This is a genomic window from Halomonas sp. 72 (assembly GCF_052379785.1).
In the GTDB taxonomy this organism is placed as follows: domain Bacteria; phylum Pseudomonadota; class Gammaproteobacteria; order Pseudomonadales; family Halomonadaceae; genus Vreelandella; species Vreelandella citrativorans.
Genome location: NZ_JBQSYY010000006.1, coordinates 1 through 18,316 on the forward strand (window position 1 = coordinate 1; position 18,316 = coordinate 18,316).

The window sequence follows — 18,316 nt, forward strand, 5'->3', positions numbered from 1 at the left end:
GTATTTCCGAAACGATGTGCCCAATGTGGCAGCGAAGACTACCGTTTTCCTGAAAACACAGACGAAGATGACAACATCTACTGCAGTGCCTGCAATGCCGTCGTGGGAAATAAAAAAGAGCTGGCGAAAGAGGAGTTGGATAATGAAGGCGAGGGCGACCACCAGGTTGAGACGCTGCTTAGATCGTTAACGGGTAAAAAATAGCGGCCTCTTTCTGCTTGCTACATTATTATCGTCCACCAGCCTGTCAGCTGTCAGGCTGGTGTATGTTCAGCCGTCGTATTGTTATCGATGCTACTAAGTCGTTGCATATTTTTTGTTAAGTTCATTAACGGCTTCATCGGCTTCAGGCTTGGTCGCACAACGTTTGCGTACCAAATCGCCATCTCTTTCTTCCTCCTCACGCAAGTCTACGACCCACCACTCAGGCTGGGCATCAATTTCAGCGCCTTCCTGAACCGCTCGATACACCATAAACGTCGCCATCATCCGCTCCCTGGTTTGAAATCCTTTTATAACGTAGCTGATGGCGTGCGGCTTGAATACGACGTCAGCCACCTGCCAATCAGTTTTAAAAACCTTCTTAACATGTATTAGGTCACGGGCTGTTAGCTTGGAAATACCGGTCAGGCGAGCTAGCTTGAAATGGAGCTGGCGGCTCATGGATTCTGAATAAGAGGGAGAGAAGGGTATGGATAACCACACGCAAGGCCAGACAGGAAACGGGTTGGACGTCATCAATATTTTAACGACTGACCACCAGGAAATGCTGGAGCTACTCGCCCAAGTAGAAAGCAGTAACGACCCCGAGCAACGTCGAGACTTGATAGACGCCGCTATTGCCGAAGTGATGCGCCATGCCGTTGCTGAGGAAATGTATGTTTACCCTGCTATGGAGAAACATATTCCTAATGGGCGTGATGAAGTTGAGCACGATAAGAGAGAGCATGATGAATTGGTCAACGTGATGAAGAAGCTAGAGGATGTCGATGCGTCAGACCCCTCGTTTATGACACTGACTAAAGAGATGGAAAAACAGCTTCGCCATCACATTGATGATGAAGAGTCCGACCAATTTCCCAAACTACGTAATCATATACCCGTTGATGAACTTATCGACTTGGGGAATAAAGTCGACGCTGCCAAAAAGCTAGCGCCGACACGGCCGCACCCTAGCGCACCTCATTCTGAGCTATTTCATAAGAGCGTCGGGCCGGGCGTCGGCATGGTTGATCGGCTACTGGATAAGCTTCAAGGCCGTCATACCGGTTAATAGGCTTTTTAAAACCTGCCATCTGAAATTTATGGTTCGTTGCCGGAAGCCCCATGGTGTGCCGTGGGGCTTTCGTTCGTTGAGTTGTTAACTATTATACGGCATAACGGTACTGCAGAAATTTTCTTTCAGGGAATACCTATGTCGATGTTTTTCCAGCGTCTTAAAGAAGTGTCTTCGCCTGCTGTTGGCCTTGGTTGTATGAACTTGTCTCATGGTTATGGTCAGCAGGTGTCTGAAACAGGCTGCCTGCGAGCATTGTATGAAGCGTTTGAAATGGGGTATCGGCACTTTGACACCGCGACACTGTATGGGGCCACGGCGAATGAGCGCTTGCTGGGCCATGCCTTAAAAGACAAGCGCCAAGCGCTGTTGTTGGCCAGTAAATGCGGTATGGCGATTGATGCTGAGACGGGAAAGCGGGTTATCAATGGTCGACCAGACATACTACGCCAACAGTGTGAGGCAAGCCTGACACGTTTAAAGACTGATCATATCGATATCTATTACCTGCACCGGCTTGATCCCGGCGTACCCGTCGAGGAGAGTGTCGGCGAACTGGGTAAGTTGGTCGATGAAGGCAAGATAGGCGGTGTGGGGCTGTCGGAGGTTTCAGCAAAAACGCTTTCCAAAGCGCATAAGGAGTATCCCGTAGCAGCAGTGCAGTCAGAGTATTCCCTCTGGACACGCAACCCCGAAATTGCGCTCATTAAAGCCTGCCAAACACTGGATGTGGCGATGGTTGCATTTAGCCCCTTGGGTCGTGGTTTTTTGGCAGGAGCGATTCAGGTCGATACAGTGTTTGGTGAGGGCGATATGCGGGCTAACATGCCTCGTTTTAACGCTGACAATCTGCCTAAAAATCTCGCGGCACTTTCACGCTTTCAGGCGCTAGCCCAGTCGCTGGACGTGACTACCGCCCAATTGGCACTGGCCTGGGTAAAAGCACAAGGTAGCCATATAGTGCCCATTCCTGGGACTTGCTCAATCGCTCATATGCGTGAAAACCTGGCAGCCGATAGTTGGGTGCTCGATAAAAACTATCTCAGTGACCTCAACTCAATGATGACACCTGATCAGGTAGTCGGTGAGCGGTATAGTCCAGCGCAGCAAGCGGACATCGATACGGAAGAGTTTACTCAGTAGACAAGAGATAGGGCGCTATTTTTCATGGCAGGTTTTTATCGAATACCGCTATTGCTTTCAGCCTGCTTTAAGCTAGCATTCAGCAAAAGGCTGGCTATCGCCAGCCTGGTTCAGGAAAGCCGCCATGATCAAAGCTTTAATCATCTGTTTTGCAGTGCTTTTCGTACAACTTGCGGTGCTACATGTGGTTGATGCCCGGTTATATGCCTCGCAGGATATTCGCCAAACCGCCAGCAGCGCGGTGACTCCGCCGAAAAAAGATGAAGAAATAGAGAGCTAGAAATCGAGCATTAAAAACCACGACTGGCGATGACAATATCGTAAGTCGTGGTTTTTTCTGCAAGACGCCGCTATGCAAATCCGTCAATTCTTTCGTTAGAAAAAAGTTGAGTACTTTACATGAACGAAGCGATAAGGACTTGCGTCTGGAACTTGGTAACGGCATGCTGGTCTATTGTTAGCACTATTATTTGGGGAGCATACGTAGATGGCTTATAACGATCTGAACACGGCACAAACACGATCCAGTGGTGTTGCCAACAGCGTCAGCACCAATAAGGTACTGCGCAATACCTACGCATTATTGGCAATGACACTGCTTTTCTCCGCAGTGACCGCTGGCGCATCAGTGGCTATGGGTATCCAACAAATGAACATCTTTGTGTTCTTTATTGGGGCCTACGGCTTGATGTTCCTGGTACATAAAACGGCAAATTCTGCGGCTGGCTTGCTGGCCACCTTCGCTTTTACCGGTTTTATGGGGTTCACACTGGGACCCATCATTTCAGCCTATTTAACGCTCCCTAATGGTGGCGCGCTGATTATGAATGCGCTGGCAATGACAGGCCTTACCTTCTTTGGCCTTTCAGCGGTTGCGTTAACGACCAAGAAGGATTTCAGCTTCTTAAGTAACTTCCTGCTGGCTGGCGCTATTGTGCTAGTGCTTGCGATGGTTGCTGGCTTGATCTTCAACATTCCTGCCCTGTCACTGATGGTATCAGCAGGCTTTGTTCTGTTCGCCTCAGCGGCCATCCTGTATCAAACCAGTGAAATCATTCATCGCGCTGGTGAAACGAACTATATTCTGGCAACCGTTACGCTGTATGTTTCTATCTACAATCTGTTTATCAGCCTGCTTTCAATTTTAGGTATCATGAGCAACGACTAACCAATAGCGTTGTCAGCTGGTAACCGGACAGACCCTACTTGTAGGGTCTGTCTTTTTTTGGCTATCCGATTCGAGAGACGATAATGGAGTATGGTTTATTGGTGATGGGTGCGCCGTATACCAGCCCCGCACCACACTCTGCTTTAAGGTTTGCTCGTACGCTGCTGGCACAGGGGCACCACTTGTCGGGCGTATTTTTTTATCATGAAGGGGTGCACAACGCGTCTTCACTCATGGCCCCACCCCAGGATGAGCTTAACCTGCGCGATGCCTGGGTCGAATTACACCGCGCGCATAACGTTCCCCTGGACGTATGCATAGCGGCGGCACTAAGGCGTGGCTTGACAAGTGAAGCGGAAGCGCTGCGTCATGGTAAAGCATCGTTTAATATAGATGCGCCCTTTGAGTTAACCGGGCTAGGGCAGTTGTTAACCTTACAGCAGCGCTGTGATCGTTTTATTACGTTTGCCTAACAGGAGAGCTAATGGCTGAGTCAAACAGCTTGCTGGTTATCATTCGTCATGCTCCTTACGGCTCCAACCTGCTGCGAGAAGGGCTGGATACAGCGCTGGTAGCGGCCGCATTTGGACAGCCTGTAGACCTGCTGTTCCTTGGGCAGGGCGCTATGGCGTTATTAAAAGAGCAAGGCAGCGGGGCGCCAGGGCAGAAAGCCAGCCTCCCCACCATCGATATGCTGGAGATGTACGATGTCGAGCAGCTTTGGACCACTGAAGAGACCTTGGCCACTCTAGGAGTGCCCGCATCCACGTTGCGAGACGATGTACAGTTTTTGAAAGCTAAAACAATGCCTGGATTTCTTCAGCAGTACGCGCAAATACTTAATTTTTAGTGGGATGCTCAGTATGTTGCATATTTTAACCAAGGCGCTAAATAGCGATGCTGCGCAACAGATGCAGCAAGCCGTTGGTGAAGAGGATATCGTAGTACTGACGGAAGAAGGTGTACAAGCGGCGCTGAAAACGCACTGGGAAGGTTGGCAGGCGTATCAGTCACGCATCTTTCTGTTAGCAGAAGATGTCGCGGCGTGGGGCCTAAATGCTGCCGTTACAGCGAATGGCTTACCTATGGTTGATATGAACGGATTCGTTACGTTAACTGAGCACCACCCTCAAATCGTTACGTGGTATTAATATGTCGGATTCAAAAATATACCGTTATCTTGATTCAGATAAAGAAATTGGATTAGACTCTGAGGGATACTTGGTAGAGCAGTCGAAATGGTCAAAAGCTGTAGCTGAAATGCTGGCCAGTGATGAAGGGCTCGTATTAACTGAAGCACATTGGGAATTAATTGGTGTAATGCGTGATTTTTATAACCGCTATGAAATGGCGCCGGCTATGCGTCCCTTGGTAAAAGCCACGAAGAATGCGCTGGGAGAAGAGAAGGGCAAGTCGATGTATTTAATGTCGCTTTTCCCCGGCAGCCCTGCGAAACGTATAGCGCGGCTTGCCGGGTTGCCTAAACCCACCAACTGTCTGTAGAAGCGGTAAGTTGAAGATAGGCTGGATGTTAAGCCAAATCGCCTCGGGTACAAACGGACAGAACAACCGCATCATCAGCACTGGTAGACACCAGTGCATGCCCCATATCACTATCAAAATAGATGCTGTCGCCTTCAACAAGCAGTAGCGGAGCATAAAACTCGCTGTACAGCATGATATCGCCATGAAGCACCATCAAAAACTCTTCACCATCATGACGCACCCATTGGTGGTATTCGTCAAAGTTGCGTGCGCGCACAATGGTTTTAAAGGGAATCATGCGCTTTTGAGCCAGCTGGTGCCCCAGTAACTCATGCTCGTAAGTAGGCGTTGGATGTAGCTGCCCTTTGTCTTTACGCGTTAAGTCGCGTCGCCCCATGGTATAGCGTTCACGTTTGGGCGGCGTAAAGAGCTGGGGTAGATCGATATTAAGCCCAGTGGTGAGTTTTTGAACGACGCTAAACGTAGGCGAGACTTGATCATTTTCAATCTTTGAAAGGGTAGAGCGCGCTAGCCCGGTACGCTGGCTGACATCTTCCAGCGTCCATTGGTTAGCCAAGCGAATCTGCTTGAGCCGCGCACCCAAGAGAAGCGGTTCTACAAACGGTTTGCTGCCGGAGGCAATACGCAGTGCGGCATGTTCTTCAGAAGTGGCGGTCATAATGGTCACATAAGAGACAGCAATAGGGACCATAGTAACATAGCGTTAGCGTCTGCCAGGGTATTCGCGAGTACAGAATATTTAACCTTCTTCTGAAAATGGTAGCCCCAGCAAGGCTCTAATATGCGCCTCCACACCTCTTCCTAATGATTTAGGGTCGTAGCCACCTTCCAGTACAGAGACAACGCGGTTATCCGCATAAAGTGCCGCGATCTCCATTGCTAGGTGCGTTATCCAATAATAGTCTTCATCATCCAGGCAGATATCGGCCATCGTATCGTCGCGATGAGCATCAAACCCTGCCGATATCATCACCAGGTCCGGTTTAAACGCATGAAGGGCGGGTAGCCACTGATGCTCAATGAGGCGTCGAAATTCAGCGCTGTCAGTGCCTGATTCTAGCGGCGTATTAACAACGTTGTGCCACTCACTACGCAGATAACGCCACGGGTAAAACGGGTACTGAAAGCTTGTACAGATCAGGACATCTGATCTGCCCTTAAAAATATCGATAGTTCCATTACACTGGTGGACATCAAAATCGAGGATAGCGATACGCTTGGCACCATATACGTCACGCGCATGGGCGGCACCTACGGCGATATTGTTATAAAAGCAAAAGCCCATCGCCTCGCTTGCTTCGGCATGATGGCCGGGAGGCCTAACGGCACAAAAAACATTATCAGCGTGACCCTTAAACACCTGATCGACTGCTTTTATAGTGGCCCCGGCAGCAACCCGGGCAGCTTTTAAGCTATCCGGATTCATGAGTGTTTCGCTGTCCAGCGCGACAATGTCTTCAGTAGGCACACATTTCTCTAAAGCATTAAGGTGCCGGGGCGGGTGTACTTTTGCCAACGCCTCAAAACTGGCTTCTTTGGCATCAGACTGCATGGTCTGCTGTAATAAACCGGCAAGTGAAAGGCGAGCACGAATTGCTTCCAGACGCTGTGGACTTTCAGGATGTTCTGGTCCCATATGATGCAATGAGCAGTCTGGATGGGTAAGGTAAGAGGTGATCATTCAAGCGCTCCATTGTATTGAGGCCACCTTAATCGCCTCTGGGGCTTGCGCGACAGTGTCAATAAGTCGTACACCGTCGTTATTTACTTCAGGGGAGGCTCAATTTTGAGTACGCGCTTTTTGCATCATTTTTTTGAACCTCGCACGCTAGCCGTGTTTGGCGCCTCTGAAAAACCGGCCTCGCTGGGTGGGTTAGTGCTGAATAACCTGCAAGAGGGGGGCTTTAAAGGCACCCTGTGGGCGGTCAATCCAAAAGGTTATGACCAGGTATTCGGCGTGCCCTGTTTCAGCAGTGTAGCGGACTTGCCCGAAGCGCCGGACCTGGCGGTTGTTTGCTCGCCGATTAAAGGCGTTCCCAAATTAATTAAACGCTTGGGCGAGTCTGGAGTGAAAGCCGCGTTGGTGCTTTCCGGAGGCGCCTACCTGGACCGCGATAGCGACAATACCGGCTCTATTCGTGAGCGGATGTTAAAAGCCGCCATCGCCTCAGGTATTCGAGTGTTGGGCCCAGAGTGCATGGGTGTCATCGTCCCAAGCAAGCGTTTGAATGCCTCTTACGCCAGCCAGCCTGTCAAAGCGGGCCGTGTTGCGTACCTGGGCCAATCGGGCATGCTTGCCAACGCCATGATTGATTGGGCCGCTGGACGCGATGTGGGGTTCTCTCACTTGATTACGGTGGGGGATAGTGTCGATGTTTTGCTGCCGGATTTAATCGACTACGTGAACCAGTTTTCACCCGCTCAGGCCATCTTATTACACCTGGAAAGGGTGAATGACGCACAACATTTTATGACCTCTGTACGCGATGCTTCGCGTAACCGCTTGGTACTTGCCATTAAAAGCGGCCGTACGCCGCAATCCGATATTTCGGGGATGGCACCTACGCCGGGTATTGCTAATCGTGATGTTGTTTTCGATGCGGCGTTTGCACGCGCTGGGGTGGTAAGGGTCGACGATTCTGATGAGCTATTGGATGCTCTGGAAACGCTCTCGCGCATGAAGCCACTACGCGGTGATCGGTTAGCCATTGTTTCTAATGGCTTGGGTCCAGCCATGCTGGCGATTGATAAGCTGGTTAGCGCAGGTGGTAAGCTTGCCGTGTTTAGCGAGGAAACCCAAGCGGCGCTACATAAAAGCCAAGTCGATATAAGTAAGCCCGGCGAAAACCCGGTTGACTTGGGTGGCAACGCAACCCCCGCGCGTTTTGTTGAGGCGCTGGAAATTGTGGCCGCCGATGCCAATGTCGATGCGGTGCTGGTGGTCCATGCCCCAACACGGTTGGCACCTTCAGCGATGACGGCTCAAGCACTAATTGATAATCGCAAAAAATTTCGGCGTAACTTGCTGACCAGTTGGATGGGCCTGAAGGAAGCCCTGAATGCACGCCATCTCTGCAACATCGCGGGTATACCGACCTACATTTCCCCGGAAAAAGCCGTTAAGGCCTTCATGCACATGGTAATTTACCAGCGTGTTCAAGCCTTGCTGCATGAAATTCCACCTAGCCTGCCATTTTCAACCAGCCCGGAAATACGTGCCCAGTGTCGGTCGCTGATCACCCAGGCAAAAGAGCAGGGGAGAAAGACACTCAGCCATTCAGAAACAGCCCAGGTACTTAAAGCGTATGGTATTCCTACGGCGCCAAGTGTGTATATGAGCAACCCTGAAGAGGCCGAGTCCGCAGCCCAAAAAATCCAAGGGCCGATGGCTCTGAAAGTGGTTCATGAAGGTAATTGTCGGCCTTACCGATACCGTAAACACCCCCATAAAATGTCTGCCGGGCTGCTACAAGACCTGGAAACGCCTGCTGAAGTGGCGCAAGGGATACATCAGTTGGGTGATAAAGTACGTGAGAAGTTTCCCCAGTACACTATTCGCGAGTTCTGCTTACAGCCTATGCAGCGGGGTAAGCACTCCATGCAGATTTGTGCCGGAATTACCCGCGACCCGGTTTTCGGCCCGCTGATTGTGTTTGGTATTGGCGGCTATAAAGTCAATATTTTGGCAGACCGCCAGGTCGCTCTGCCGCCGTTGAACATGAGCCTGGCGGCCGACGTCGTCGGCAGGACGCACGCAGCCTCTTTAATTCGTGAGCACTCCGCTGAACCTGAGCGCGACATTCAGCGGCTATGTCAGCTGTTAGTCAAGCTTTCGCAAATGGCATCTGATTTGGGGGATCTGCGAGGGTTGGAGATCAACCCGTTACTGCTTAATCGTGATGGCATGCTGGCGGTGGATTTTGCGATGGATTTAGGCACGCCTGCGCGCTTTGCCATCATGCCATACCCGGAAGAGTTGCGAGAGTGGGTAACACTGAAAAACGGCTGGCAGGTAGAGGTACGCCCCATCAGGGCCGAAGATGCGCCTTTAATCACCGCCTTTCACCGTCAGCTATCGGAAGAGAGTATTCGTTTCCGATACTTCCACAATAAGTCCAACCTTACTCAACGTGATTTATCGGTTTTGTCACATATTAATTATGATCGACAAATGGCATTTATCGCCGAGCACCAGCACGCAGATGGGCGTAAAGAGATGTTAGGCGTTGTGCGTGTGTGGAACGACCCTGACAATATACGCACCGAGTTTTCGGTGATCATCCGCGATGATTTACAAGGGCTTGGGATTGGCAGCCTGCTGATGAAGAAGATGGTCAATTACTGCACGCATATCGGTACGCTCGAAATGATAGGCAAAATCATGGTCGATAACCACCCAATGCGGGCGTTAATGAAACACTTGGGGTTCACGTGCCGCTATAACATGGAAGAACAGGTGATTGATGCTGTCCTGCGCTTAAATGAGCCCGAAAGCGAGTGGCAGCGCCTTCGCCTGGAAAGTCTGCCCGATTAACTCGGCCAAGTGCACCACCTCTACATCACCACTACAGCAGGCCTGCCTAATTAACGTATCACCGAAACAGACCTGCGCTGAACAATAATGAGCGATCTTTATAGGGGTTATGGGGCCAAGCGGAACTGGCTCCACTCTCCACCATCGCGACGCTCGAAACGTATACGGTCATGTAGTCGGCTGGGCTGGCCCTGCCAAAATTCAATCATGTCAGGTTGCAGGCGGTAGCCGCCCCAATGGATGGGCCGCGGGATTTCTTGCCCCTCATAGGCCTGTTCAAAGCGCTTCTGACGCTCCTCAATCCAGTTACGATCAGGAATGACAACGCTTTGCGTTGCAATCCAGGCGCCTAACTGGCTACCGCGAGGGCGGCTGGCAAAGTACTCATCCGATTCATCCGGCGCAACCTGTTCGACGGAACCTTCAATACGCACTTGGCGAGCAAGTGATGGCCACCAAAACGTCATTGCCGCAAACGGCACATTGCTCAGCTCACTACCTTTATGGCTATGATAATTGGTGTAAAACACCATACCTTGCTCATCAAATCCTTTCAGCAATACAACGCGTGCATGCGGCCGCCCTTGGCTATCCACTGTTGCCAGCGTCATGGCATTGGCGTCTTTGGCCTCCTTCTCCATGGCCAGGCTAAACCACTCATCAAACAGCACGAAAGGCCCTTGAGTGACATGGGTTTCATCAAGCCTGCCACCTTCGTAATCACGCCGAATGTCGGCTATGTTGCGAGTCATTAGCGGAACTCCCTAAGTTTTAATAATACCCTGAATTTTAATAACGTTCGTCACTCTTTAGATAACGCCCAAAACGTTCACTTACCTGTTTGGCGCTGTTGTTGGCTACGAAAACGTGCGTACCCCATGCAACCTACAAAAAGCGCCAGCGATACGAGCGCTTCCACAATGCCATGCACCGTTTGCCCGGGTACAGCGGCTAGCATGACACCTTGTGTAACGTAGAGAAGGCTGACAAAGGCGAGCCAGGCATGGCCACGTGCACGCTGGCCAAGAATGGAAGGTAAAAAAAGCACCAGCGGTAAAATAAAGGCCACTATAGGCCGCCAATCAAACGTATCGCTTTGCAATGTAAAGCCACGATAAATAACCAGCAGCAAGAGCAGCGTAAAACTGATCAATACACACTGCCGAGCACGCAGTGTTAACGTATTTATGCCGTGGCGCTGCTCCAGGCTAGTTAGCCACTGCTTCATGATGTCCCCTGGCGCATGGCATTAAGCGCTACTGCTAGTTTAGCCAGTCGTTTGCCTTGTGCCACGCATAGTGCTCGTTCATGTTCATCTACCGAACGGTCGCTACGCGGGCCTGCCAAATGGCTGGCACCGTAAGGCGTGCCTCCGCCTTGGGTGCTTAACAGGGCCGTTTCACTATAGGGAATACCTGCATAGACCATTCCGTGGTGCAACAAAGGCACTAACATGGTCAGCAGCGTACTTTCCTGGCCGCCGTGTAGACTGGAGGTCGATGTAAATGCACAAGCTGGTTTATCGACCAAAGCACCGTTCATCCATAAGCTGCTTGTGCTATCCAGGAAATACTTTAAGGGAGCGGCCATATTGCCAAAGCGCGTGGGGCTACCCAAGGCAAGCGCGCTGCAGTTACGCAGATCATCAAGTTCAACATACACCGCTCCCTCCTCAGGGATTTCCGGCGCGACGGCCTCGCAAGTTGTTGAAACTGGAGGCACCGTGCGTAAACGCGCTTCAATACCCGCAATGCTTTCAATACCTGCAGCCAATTGACGGGCCATGTCGGCCGTCGCCCCTGAGCGAGAGTAATAAAGAACCAATACGTAAGGGGTGGTGTTACTCATAAATTTTCCTTGGTCCTGGAAGAACGCCGATAAAAGCCCTGCCTGATGCCTTATGGTATCAGAGCTATGTACTTGGCAGGAGATGGCTTTAAAAGATGGTAGCTGGTTTCGGGTAATCTGACGTAAACCCAGACGTCGCTTCCATCGGCTAACCGTTTATTAACGCGCTCGTACCGAACGCCCAAGCGTTCATAGCGATCAAGCCGCCTTAACGCTTCCGGCGTCACGGTTAATTTTAGGCCTTCGACGTGGCTACCTGGCTGGGGAGCGACGTCCAGATCGTGACGCTGATACCCTGGAAGGACCGCCGGTTCTGGACTGCCTAAACTGCCAGCGACTAACCAGCGAATCAGTGGATAACGTAGCGTTCCATACACAAACAACTGATGTGTGCGTTGCTCTACCGTTTGCACCTCATCAGGCGGGGAATAGAGCCAGGGACTTAACAGGGTTAGCCATAGCCATGTGGCCGTTGACAGCAGTAATAAACCTGCCAGAGCGACTGTTTTTTTAACCCAGCCCATCCGTTGCCCTTTTAAAAACGTGAGTGGGATAGCCTGGCGTGCCGTTCTACCTTAAGCAAGTGTTGAGTAATCTGCTTAAGCAATACGATATGGTTTGCTAGGATAGGGATAGACCTTATCGGAGGAGCCTGCAATGAACCAGCCACTTCGTGATGATATGGATTTCCGAGCCTCTGTGGGTGATGTAACGCCGTTGGCACGTAGTAATCAGGCCGACGCAGGTAATCACCGGAGGAAGCCTTCTGCTGCACAGCTTGCACGCAGAGAAAGCGCTCAAGAAGAGCTTAGTGAACGTAATTTTCTATCCGATGACTTTGTTGATTTACTGCCCCCTTTTGATCCTATCGAATACCGTCGAGAAGGCATTCAGCAGGGCGTTGTCGATAAATTAAGGCATGGAGGATATAGCGTACAGGCACAACTTCATTTATTGCGTCGGCCGTTGGCTGAATGTCGCCGCATGCTGTTCCCGTATATTCAGGAAGCCTATGCGCATGATCTGCGTTCGGTCATGATTGTGCATGGAAGAGGGCGCGAACTGGACAGCCCAGCCAACGTGCTGCGCTCTTACCTAGCCAAGTGGCTTGGCCAGTTTGAAGAGGTCCAGGCGTATGTCTCTGCCCAGCCTTCCGAAGGCGGGCTTGGCGCTACGTGGGTGATGCTGCGCAAAAGCCAGCGGGCGAAAGCCAATAACCGTGAGCGCCAGCAAAAAAGGCGCGGTTAATCAGGATTTAGTTATCTCTCTTCTATTTTCTTACTTCCTTCACCTATCATCTCATTAAGTGCCCAAAAGGGCACTTAATGCTTCTTTGCAGACCTTAAGGTCCACATAATAGCACTTTGAAAATTGCTTGCGTTAATGTGCTATTATAAGGACACAAAGAGATTTTTACGCTTTTAAGTGCTTATTAGAGGACTTTATGAGCATTAACGACATGTCGCCTGCAGCTCTTGCGGAAGAGCTGGGGCAGCGCTTGAAGCAGGCACGCCTTAACCAGGATATGACGCAATTGGAAGTGGCCAAGCGTGCGGGGCTGTCCAGAAAGGTGGTGCTGAATGCGGAAAAAGGCAAAGTTCAGCTGGAGGCGCTCGTCGCTATTATGATAGCCCTGAATGTGACCTCACAGCTGGATTATTTCTTGCCACCCCCGATGATTTCGCCCTTACAGCTCTCCAAGCTCCAGGGGAGGCAACGCCAGCGTGCTTCGGGGCAGAGTACTTCTGGACAGAGTACTTCAGGGCAGAGTAGCGCGGATGAAGAGGGGACGTTTGAATGGTAATGGAAGCTGTCGATGTTCACTGCATGGAGCACTACGTAGGCGCTGTTAGTTTCGATACGCGTACCGGACAAGGCGCGTTTGAGTACAATACGTCGTTTGTGAAAAAGGGGATTGAACTTTCTCCTCTGAAGATGCCATTAGCCAACAGAATATATGCGTTCCCTGAACTTGATTTTAAAACCTTTAAAGGGCTGCCTGGATTAATTGCCGACTCGTTACCCGATGATTTTGGCAACGCGGTATTAAACGCCTGGATTGCCAGCAAAGGGGGACAGGCCAGCGATATTACGCCGCTTCAGCGACTTCAATATACCGGCAAGCGGGGCATGGGCGCCCTTGAGTATACGCCCGCTACGCGGCTAAAAAGCCTGAATGCCTCAAGCCAAGTAGAAATAGCCTCACTGGTAGGCATTGCTCAGGAAATTCTGGATAACCGTGCGAATTTTTCCGTTGAACTTGCGAAAGAGGGCCAGGACGATCGCGAAGCGATGATGGCACTGCTTTCGGTGGGAATGAGTGCTGGCGGCGCTCGGCCCAAAGCCGTGCTGGCATTTAACCAGGATTTCTCCGAGGTGCGTTCAGGCCAGGCGGATGTGCCTAAAGGGTTTACGCACTACTTAATGAAATTTGATGGCGTAAGTGAGCATAACCAAAACCGTGAGGTTTTTGGTGACCCGCTGGGTTATGGTGCCATGGAGTATGTGTATTATCGGCTGGCAAAATCCTGCGGTATCGAGATGATGCCTAGCCAATTGCTGCAAGAAGGTAAACGCCGACACTTTATAACCCAGCGCTTTGACCGTATCGAGAATCAAAAGCGGCATGTGCAGACGCTAAATGGCATCGCCCACGTGGATTACAACAAACCTGGTTCTTTCTCTTACGCAGAGCTATTTGGCATCGCAAGGCAGCTGCGCCTTTCTGCCGAAGAGGCCGACCAGCTTTTTAGACGTATGGTGTTTAACATCGTGGCGCGAAACCATGATGATCATGCCAAAAATTTTGCTTTTATCCTGAAAAAAGAGCGATGGGCACTCGCGCCAGCTTATGACCTTGCGTATAGCTATAAACCGGGAAGTCGGTGGATTAACAATCACTGGATGAGCTTAAACGGTAAGCGCGATCACTTTACGCGAGACGATTTTTACTCACTTGAAAAGCTTAGCCCACGTTTTACCCGGTCAAAAATCAACGCCATGATCGACGAAACCGTTGAGCACGTTGCACAGTGGAATGTATTAGCGAACGAGCATGGAGTGCCCGCTTCGCTGATAGATGAAGTAGCTTCCCATCTTCGTCTGAAGCTGTAGGCGACGCCGCGTTTAAACGTTTTAAAAGCCCCTTTCAGAATAAAAACCGGCCAGGGTATTCCTCCCTGGCCGGTTCTTTTCAGCGGCTTACTGGCTGGTTGCCAAGCGGCGTTCAAAGAGCGCGTGGCGCTCTTCTACATCGGGCTGATAACGAACGCTAAATGAATTGAGTAGGCGTAGCGCATCGTCAGGGTGCTGATCATCGCGCAGCGCCATGGCATTAAAGCCACAGCGGCGCATGTAGTCGAGCTGATCAACCAGCACATCACCGACGGCGCGTACTTCACCAGCGTACCCAAAGCGTTCGCGCAGCAGGCGAGCGGTTGAGTAGCCACGGCCATCGGTAAAGCTTGGGAAGTCGATCGCCACGGCAGGCAGCGGATTCAGTTCAGCTGCCAGCTCAGCGTTAAGCTCGGTGTCACTCAACAGTAACGGAGCAAGCTCTGCATCCTGCTTGTTCGCCTGCCATAACGTTAACGGCACAAATGCCGGACGCTGTTCAGGAAGATGGGTGTCGTCGTAAGAAACACACCAAGCGTTTTCAGCGGCCAGTTCTCCGTTAAGCAGAAGGTGATCAACGTGCACCGGGTTCAGCGTTTCTTCAGTCGGGGTATCCACGTTATTTGGCATACACACGCTCTTTAAAAGGTTTCAGGCCAATCCGGCGATAGGTGTCCAGGAAATGCTCATCTTCATGACGCTCGGCAACATAAACCTGCAACACCTTATCAACCACGTCCGGAACGTCCTGGCGGAAGAAAGAGGGGCCCAGGATTTTGCCGAGTGATGCATCGTCGGTGGCATTGCCACCAATCGATATTTGGTAAAACTCTTCACCTTTCTTGTCGACACCGAGGATGCCGATATGGCCCACATGATGGTGACCACATGCGTTCATGCAGCCCGAAATATTAAGATCCAGCGGCCCCAGGTCATACAGGAAATCCAGATCTTCGAAACGTTCCTGCAGCGCCTGGGCAATAGGAATAGAAACGGCATTGGCCAAACTGCAATAGTCACCGCCAGGGCAGCAGATAATGTCGTTCAGCGTACCCACGGTAGGGTTGGCCATGCCCAGCGCTTCAAGCTCGTTCCACAGCGCTTCGATTTCATCGACAGGAACATCGGAAAGCACCAGATTCTGCTCGTGGGTCACGCGCATTTCGCTAAAGCTATAGCGATCAGCTAAATCTGCCACGGTATCCATCTGATCGGCAGTGACATCGCCTGGGGCGTGTTCACGACGCTTGAGCGACAGTGTCACCGCCTTATAGCCAGGCACTTTGTGATCGGTAACGTTATTGGTCACAAAGCGTGCGAAGCTGCGGTTTTCACTGCGCAAGCGTTCAAAATCAACCACAGCACTTTCGGCTACCGGGCGACGTTCCGGCTCAGGGAAGTGGCCTTTAGCGGCATCAACCGCTGCCTGATTAAGCGTCTGCGGGCCATCTTTTAAATGTGCCCACTCTTCTTCAACGCGGCGGCGATACTCTTCAATGCCTAGCGCTTTGACCAGAATCTTGATACGTGCCTTGAACTTGTTGTCCCGACGACCAAACTGGTTATAAACGCGTACGCAGGCTTCAAGGTAGGTCAGCAGATGCTGCCAGGGTAGGTCTTCACGCACTACCTCAGCAATCATCGGCGTACGACCGAGACCACCACCAGCGAGCACCTTGATGCGCAGTTCGCCTTTTTCATTGCGCCACAGGCGTAGGCCGATATCGTGAACCTGGATAGCCGCACGATCCTTGGCCGCTCCGGTTACCGCAATCTTGAACTTGCGCGGCAGATAGGCAAATTCAGGGTGTAGCGTCGACCACTGGCGGATTAGCTCGCACCAAGGGCGCGGATCTTCCACTTCGTCGTTAGCAATACCGGCGAACTGGTCACTGGTCGTGTTGCGGATACAGTTACCGCTGGTTTGGATGGCGTGCATTTGCACTTTAGCAAGCTCGGCCAGGATATCCGGCACATCTTCCTGCGCAGGCCAGTTCAACTGAAGATTCTGCCGGGTCGTAAAGTGCCCATAACCCCGGTCATAACGACGGGTAATATCGGCAAGCGAGCGTAACTGGTAGCTTGCGAGCATGCCGTAGGGAATGGCGATCCGGAGCATCGGTGCATGCCGCTGGATATACAGGCCATTTTGCAGCCGCAGCGGACGAAACTCTTCTTCTCCCAAGCGTCCTGCCAGGTAGCGATCCATCTGGTCACGAAACTGGACGACACGCTCATCAACCAGCGTCTGGTCATGAATATCATAACGGTACATGTGGCACGATCCTGCTAAAAGCGAAATGGTCACGTCAAAGCGGACATTAATGTAGTGTTACCTTAACGCGTGTTTCATATTCTACAAAAGAATATATAATTATCTTTTTATCGTTAAACGCTATTTAAAACATTGGGAGCTAGCCAGCGCTTACGCTGCCAAATCCATAAAAAACCCGCCGAGTTGGCAAGTCGATAAACTATCTGTACCAGCCAAACCCCAAGCAGGCCTTGTTGTAAACCAATCCCAACCCACCAGGCAAGGGGCAGAAACAAAAGCCACTGCATGCTTAAGGTCAGCAGCATCACCGTACGCTGTGCGCCAGCGCCCATCAATGCCTGAGCCAGCACCAGCGCCGCCGCATCCAGCACAATCATTGCACCGGTAATTTGTAAGGGCAGCGTGCCCAGGGCGATAAGCTCGGGGCTGGAAAAGAAAATGCTGAGTACCTGCATCGGGAATACGAGCATTGGCAGTGCCAAGAGGGTGAGCAGCACACCGGCAACGCCCAGCGCATCCAGCCCCCACCGATGGGCCGCCCTTTGGTCATCCTGGCCTAATGCTTCGCCTACCAGGCTCATGGCAGCAACACCCACACCCACGCCCGGCAGGATTAGCAATAATGACAAGTTAACCAACACATGCCCAACCGCAACGCTTGCGGTCCCCATACGACTTAACAACCAAAAAAGCACCACATAGCCCGCCGCAAAACATATCTGCTGTAGGGAATGAGGCAGAGCAAGTGCTAGCGTTGTGCGCAGCGTATCGAACGTCGGTAGGCTGAACAAAAATCCATTCTGGTCGCGCTGTCTTACAGTGACCCAAAGCCAGATAAAAAATCCTAAAAACATCGAGAGAGTTGTGCCTACGCCTGCGCCGCTTGCCCCCATACGAGGTAGCCCAAACAGGCCATAGATCAGCCCGCTACTGGCCGCTACGTTAAACAGCTGAACAACCATAATGATGCGCAGATAAAGGTGTGTCTGTTGGCGGCCATTCCAATAACCACGAAAACATAGTGTTAACGCAATGGCTGTTAGGGCGATAACCCGCCAGCGAAAGTAATCAACCGCCACGTGATGCACCTCAGGCACCTGCGTTATCAAATACAGCAGGGCAGGCGCTTGCCACCAGGCCAGCAGCGATAGCGGCAGCCCAACTACCAGGCCAACCGCAACGCCTGCTTGTAAAGGCTGAGCCGAATACTCACAGCCCGCTCCAAGGCGCTGGGACGTTTGCGATTGAACGCTTGAAGAGAGACCAAACACCAGGGCGGTGAGCATAAACATGGCGTAACCACCCACACCCACACCCGCCAGCGCGACCTGGCCTAAATGCCCCACCAGTGCGGCATCAATGATGTTGAGCATGCTCTGAGAAAGCATGCCCAACATGATCGGTAGCGCCAAGCGAACGACCTTGCCGTGACGCCGAGTTGCTAACGCCATA

The 18,316-nt window shown here is 51.5% G+C and carries 23 protein-coding genes; 13 read left to right on the top strand and 10 right to left on the bottom strand.

Going from position 1 to position 18,316, the window contains the following annotated elements; translation table 11 throughout:
- The coding region (locus tag ACT3T6_RS08090) for a hypothetical protein (RefSeq protein WP_444625942.1) at positions 1–204 on the top strand (204 nt) is incomplete at its 5' end.
- A 93-nt stretch (positions 205–297) separates the two neighbouring features.
- Here ACT3T6_RS08090 and ACT3T6_RS08095 read toward each other — a convergent pair.
- Positions 298–486: a hypothetical protein gene (locus tag ACT3T6_RS08095; protein WP_172116773.1), complete on the bottom strand. Its 189-nt coding sequence runs from the start codon at positions 484–486 to the stop codon at positions 298–300.
- A gap of 205 nt (positions 487–691) precedes the next feature.
- Between ACT3T6_RS08095 and ACT3T6_RS08100 the strand changes: the two genes are divergently transcribed.
- The 8 genes from ACT3T6_RS08100 to ACT3T6_RS08135 all read left to right on the top strand — a co-directional run bounded on the left by ACT3T6_RS08100 (position 692) and on the right by ACT3T6_RS08135 (position 5,090).
- Positions 692–1,273: a hemerythrin domain-containing protein gene (locus ACT3T6_RS08100; RefSeq protein ID WP_193053581.1), complete on the top strand. Its 582-nt coding sequence runs from the start codon at positions 692–694 to the stop codon at positions 1,271–1,273.
- A gap of 141 nt (positions 1,274–1,414) precedes the next feature.
- On the top strand, positions 1,415–2,419 hold the full coding sequence (locus ACT3T6_RS08105; protein WP_193053580.1) for an aldo/keto reductase: 1,005 nt from the start codon (positions 1,415–1,417) through the stop codon (positions 2,417–2,419).
- A 124-nt stretch (positions 2,420–2,543) separates the two neighbouring features.
- Complete coding sequence (locus ACT3T6_RS08110; protein ID WP_193053579.1) at positions 2,544–2,699, top strand: hypothetical protein; 156 nt, start codon at positions 2,544–2,546, stop codon at positions 2,697–2,699.
- A gap of 207 nt (positions 2,700–2,906) precedes the next feature.
- A complete protein-coding gene (locus ACT3T6_RS08115; protein ID WP_193053578.1) occupies positions 2,907–3,587 on the top strand; it encodes a Bax inhibitor-1/YccA family protein in 681 nt (226 codons plus the stop codon).
- An 83-nt stretch (positions 3,588–3,670) separates the two neighbouring features.
- Positions 3,671–4,060, top strand: a complete 390-nt coding sequence (gene tusD / locus ACT3T6_RS08120; protein WP_193053577.1) for a sulfurtransferase complex subunit TusD — start codon at positions 3,671–3,673, stop codon at positions 4,058–4,060.
- An 11-nt stretch (positions 4,061–4,071) separates the two neighbouring features.
- Positions 4,072–4,437 carry a sulfurtransferase complex subunit TusC gene (tusC, locus tag ACT3T6_RS08125; protein ID WP_172116653.1) on the top strand — a complete coding sequence of 122 codons (366 nt, stop codon included), beginning with the start codon at positions 4,072–4,074 and terminating at the stop codon, positions 4,435–4,437.
- Between the two features lie 13 nt (positions 4,438–4,450).
- Positions 4,451–4,738, top strand: a complete 288-nt coding sequence (gene tusB / locus ACT3T6_RS08130; protein ID WP_193053576.1) for a sulfurtransferase complex subunit TusB — start codon at positions 4,451–4,453, stop codon at positions 4,736–4,738.
- Position 4,739: 1 nt separating this feature from the next.
- Entirely contained in the window at positions 4,740–5,090 is a 351-nt protein-coding gene (locus ACT3T6_RS08135) for a TusE/DsrC/DsvC family sulfur relay protein (protein WP_193053575.1), read from the top strand.
- A gap of 28 nt (positions 5,091–5,118) precedes the next feature.
- Here ACT3T6_RS08135 and ACT3T6_RS08140 read toward each other — a convergent pair whose 3' ends face one another.
- Positions 5,119–5,751, bottom strand: coding sequence for a helix-turn-helix domain-containing protein (locus ACT3T6_RS08140; RefSeq protein ID WP_172116650.1), 633 nt, complete (start codon positions 5,749–5,751; stop codon positions 5,119–5,121).
- An 81-nt stretch (positions 5,752–5,832) separates the two neighbouring features.
- Complete coding sequence (locus ACT3T6_RS08145; RefSeq protein ID WP_193053574.1) at positions 5,833–6,774, bottom strand: histone deacetylase family protein; 942 nt, start codon at positions 6,772–6,774, stop codon at positions 5,833–5,835.
- Positions 6,775–6,879: 105 nt separating this feature from the next.
- Between ACT3T6_RS08145 and ACT3T6_RS08150 the strand changes: the two genes are divergently transcribed.
- Positions 6,880–9,627 (top strand): bifunctional acetate--CoA ligase family protein/GNAT family N-acetyltransferase, encoded by a 2,748-nt coding sequence (locus ACT3T6_RS08150; protein ID WP_193053573.1) that lies wholly within the window; start codon positions 6,880–6,882, stop codon positions 9,625–9,627.
- Between the two features lie 107 nt (positions 9,628–9,734).
- Here the strand turns inward: ACT3T6_RS08150 and pdxH are convergent, their stop codons facing one another.
- The 4 genes from pdxH to ACT3T6_RS08170 all read right to left on the bottom strand — a co-directional run bounded on the left by pdxH (position 9,735) and on the right by ACT3T6_RS08170 (position 11,999).
- A complete protein-coding gene (gene pdxH, locus ACT3T6_RS08155) occupies positions 9,735–10,379 on the bottom strand; it encodes a pyridoxamine 5'-phosphate oxidase (protein ID WP_193053572.1) in 645 nt (214 codons plus the stop codon).
- A gap of 77 nt (positions 10,380–10,456) precedes the next feature.
- A complete protein-coding gene (locus tag ACT3T6_RS08160; protein WP_172116646.1) occupies positions 10,457–10,855 on the bottom strand; it encodes a DUF2069 domain-containing protein in 399 nt (132 codons plus the stop codon).
- Positions 10,852–11,475, bottom strand: coding sequence for an NAD(P)H:quinone oxidoreductase (gene wrbA / locus ACT3T6_RS08165; protein ID WP_193053571.1), 624 nt, complete (start codon positions 11,473–11,475; stop codon positions 10,852–10,854). The genes ACT3T6_RS08160 and wrbA overlap by 4 nt, the downstream gene beginning before the upstream one ends.
- A gap of 50 nt (positions 11,476–11,525) precedes the next feature.
- Positions 11,526–11,999: a gamma-glutamylcyclotransferase family protein gene (locus ACT3T6_RS08170; protein ID WP_193053570.1), complete on the bottom strand. Its 474-nt coding sequence runs from the start codon at positions 11,997–11,999 to the stop codon at positions 11,526–11,528.
- Positions 12,000–12,132: 133 nt separating this feature from the next.
- On the opposite strand from ACT3T6_RS08170, the gene smrA reads away from it, so the two are divergent.
- From smrA to ACT3T6_RS08185, 3 genes are all read left to right on the top strand, one after another.
- Positions 12,133–12,723, top strand: coding sequence for a DNA endonuclease SmrA (gene smrA / locus ACT3T6_RS08175; protein WP_193053569.1), 591 nt, complete (start codon positions 12,133–12,135; stop codon positions 12,721–12,723).
- Positions 12,724–12,919: 196 nt separating this feature from the next.
- Positions 12,920–13,279 carry a helix-turn-helix domain-containing protein gene (locus tag ACT3T6_RS08180; RefSeq protein ID WP_193053568.1) on the top strand — a complete coding sequence of 120 codons (360 nt, stop codon included), beginning with the start codon at positions 12,920–12,922 and terminating at the stop codon, positions 13,277–13,279.
- Positions 13,273–14,589, top strand: a complete 1,317-nt coding sequence (locus ACT3T6_RS08185; RefSeq protein WP_193053567.1) for a type II toxin-antitoxin system HipA family toxin — start codon at positions 13,273–13,275, stop codon at positions 14,587–14,589. Before ACT3T6_RS08180 ends, ACT3T6_RS08185 begins: the two co-directional genes overlap by 7 nt.
- 87 nt (positions 14,590–14,676) lie before the next feature.
- Here the strand turns inward: ACT3T6_RS08185 and ACT3T6_RS08190 are convergent, their stop codons facing one another.
- From ACT3T6_RS08190 to ACT3T6_RS08200, 3 genes are all read right to left on the bottom strand, one after another.
- Positions 14,677–15,219, bottom strand: a complete 543-nt coding sequence (locus ACT3T6_RS08190; RefSeq protein WP_193053566.1) for a DUF934 domain-containing protein — start codon at positions 15,217–15,219, stop codon at positions 14,677–14,679.
- On the bottom strand, positions 15,209–16,864 hold the full coding sequence (locus ACT3T6_RS08195; RefSeq protein WP_193053565.1) for a nitrite/sulfite reductase: 1,656 nt from the start codon (positions 16,862–16,864) through the stop codon (positions 15,209–15,211). The genes ACT3T6_RS08190 and ACT3T6_RS08195 overlap by 11 nt, the downstream gene beginning before the upstream one ends.
- Positions 16,865–16,977: 113 nt before the next feature.
- Entirely contained in the window at positions 16,978–18,315 is a 1,338-nt protein-coding gene (locus ACT3T6_RS08200; RefSeq protein ID WP_193053564.1) for an MATE family efflux transporter, read from the bottom strand.
- Position 18,316: the final 1 nt, after the last annotated feature.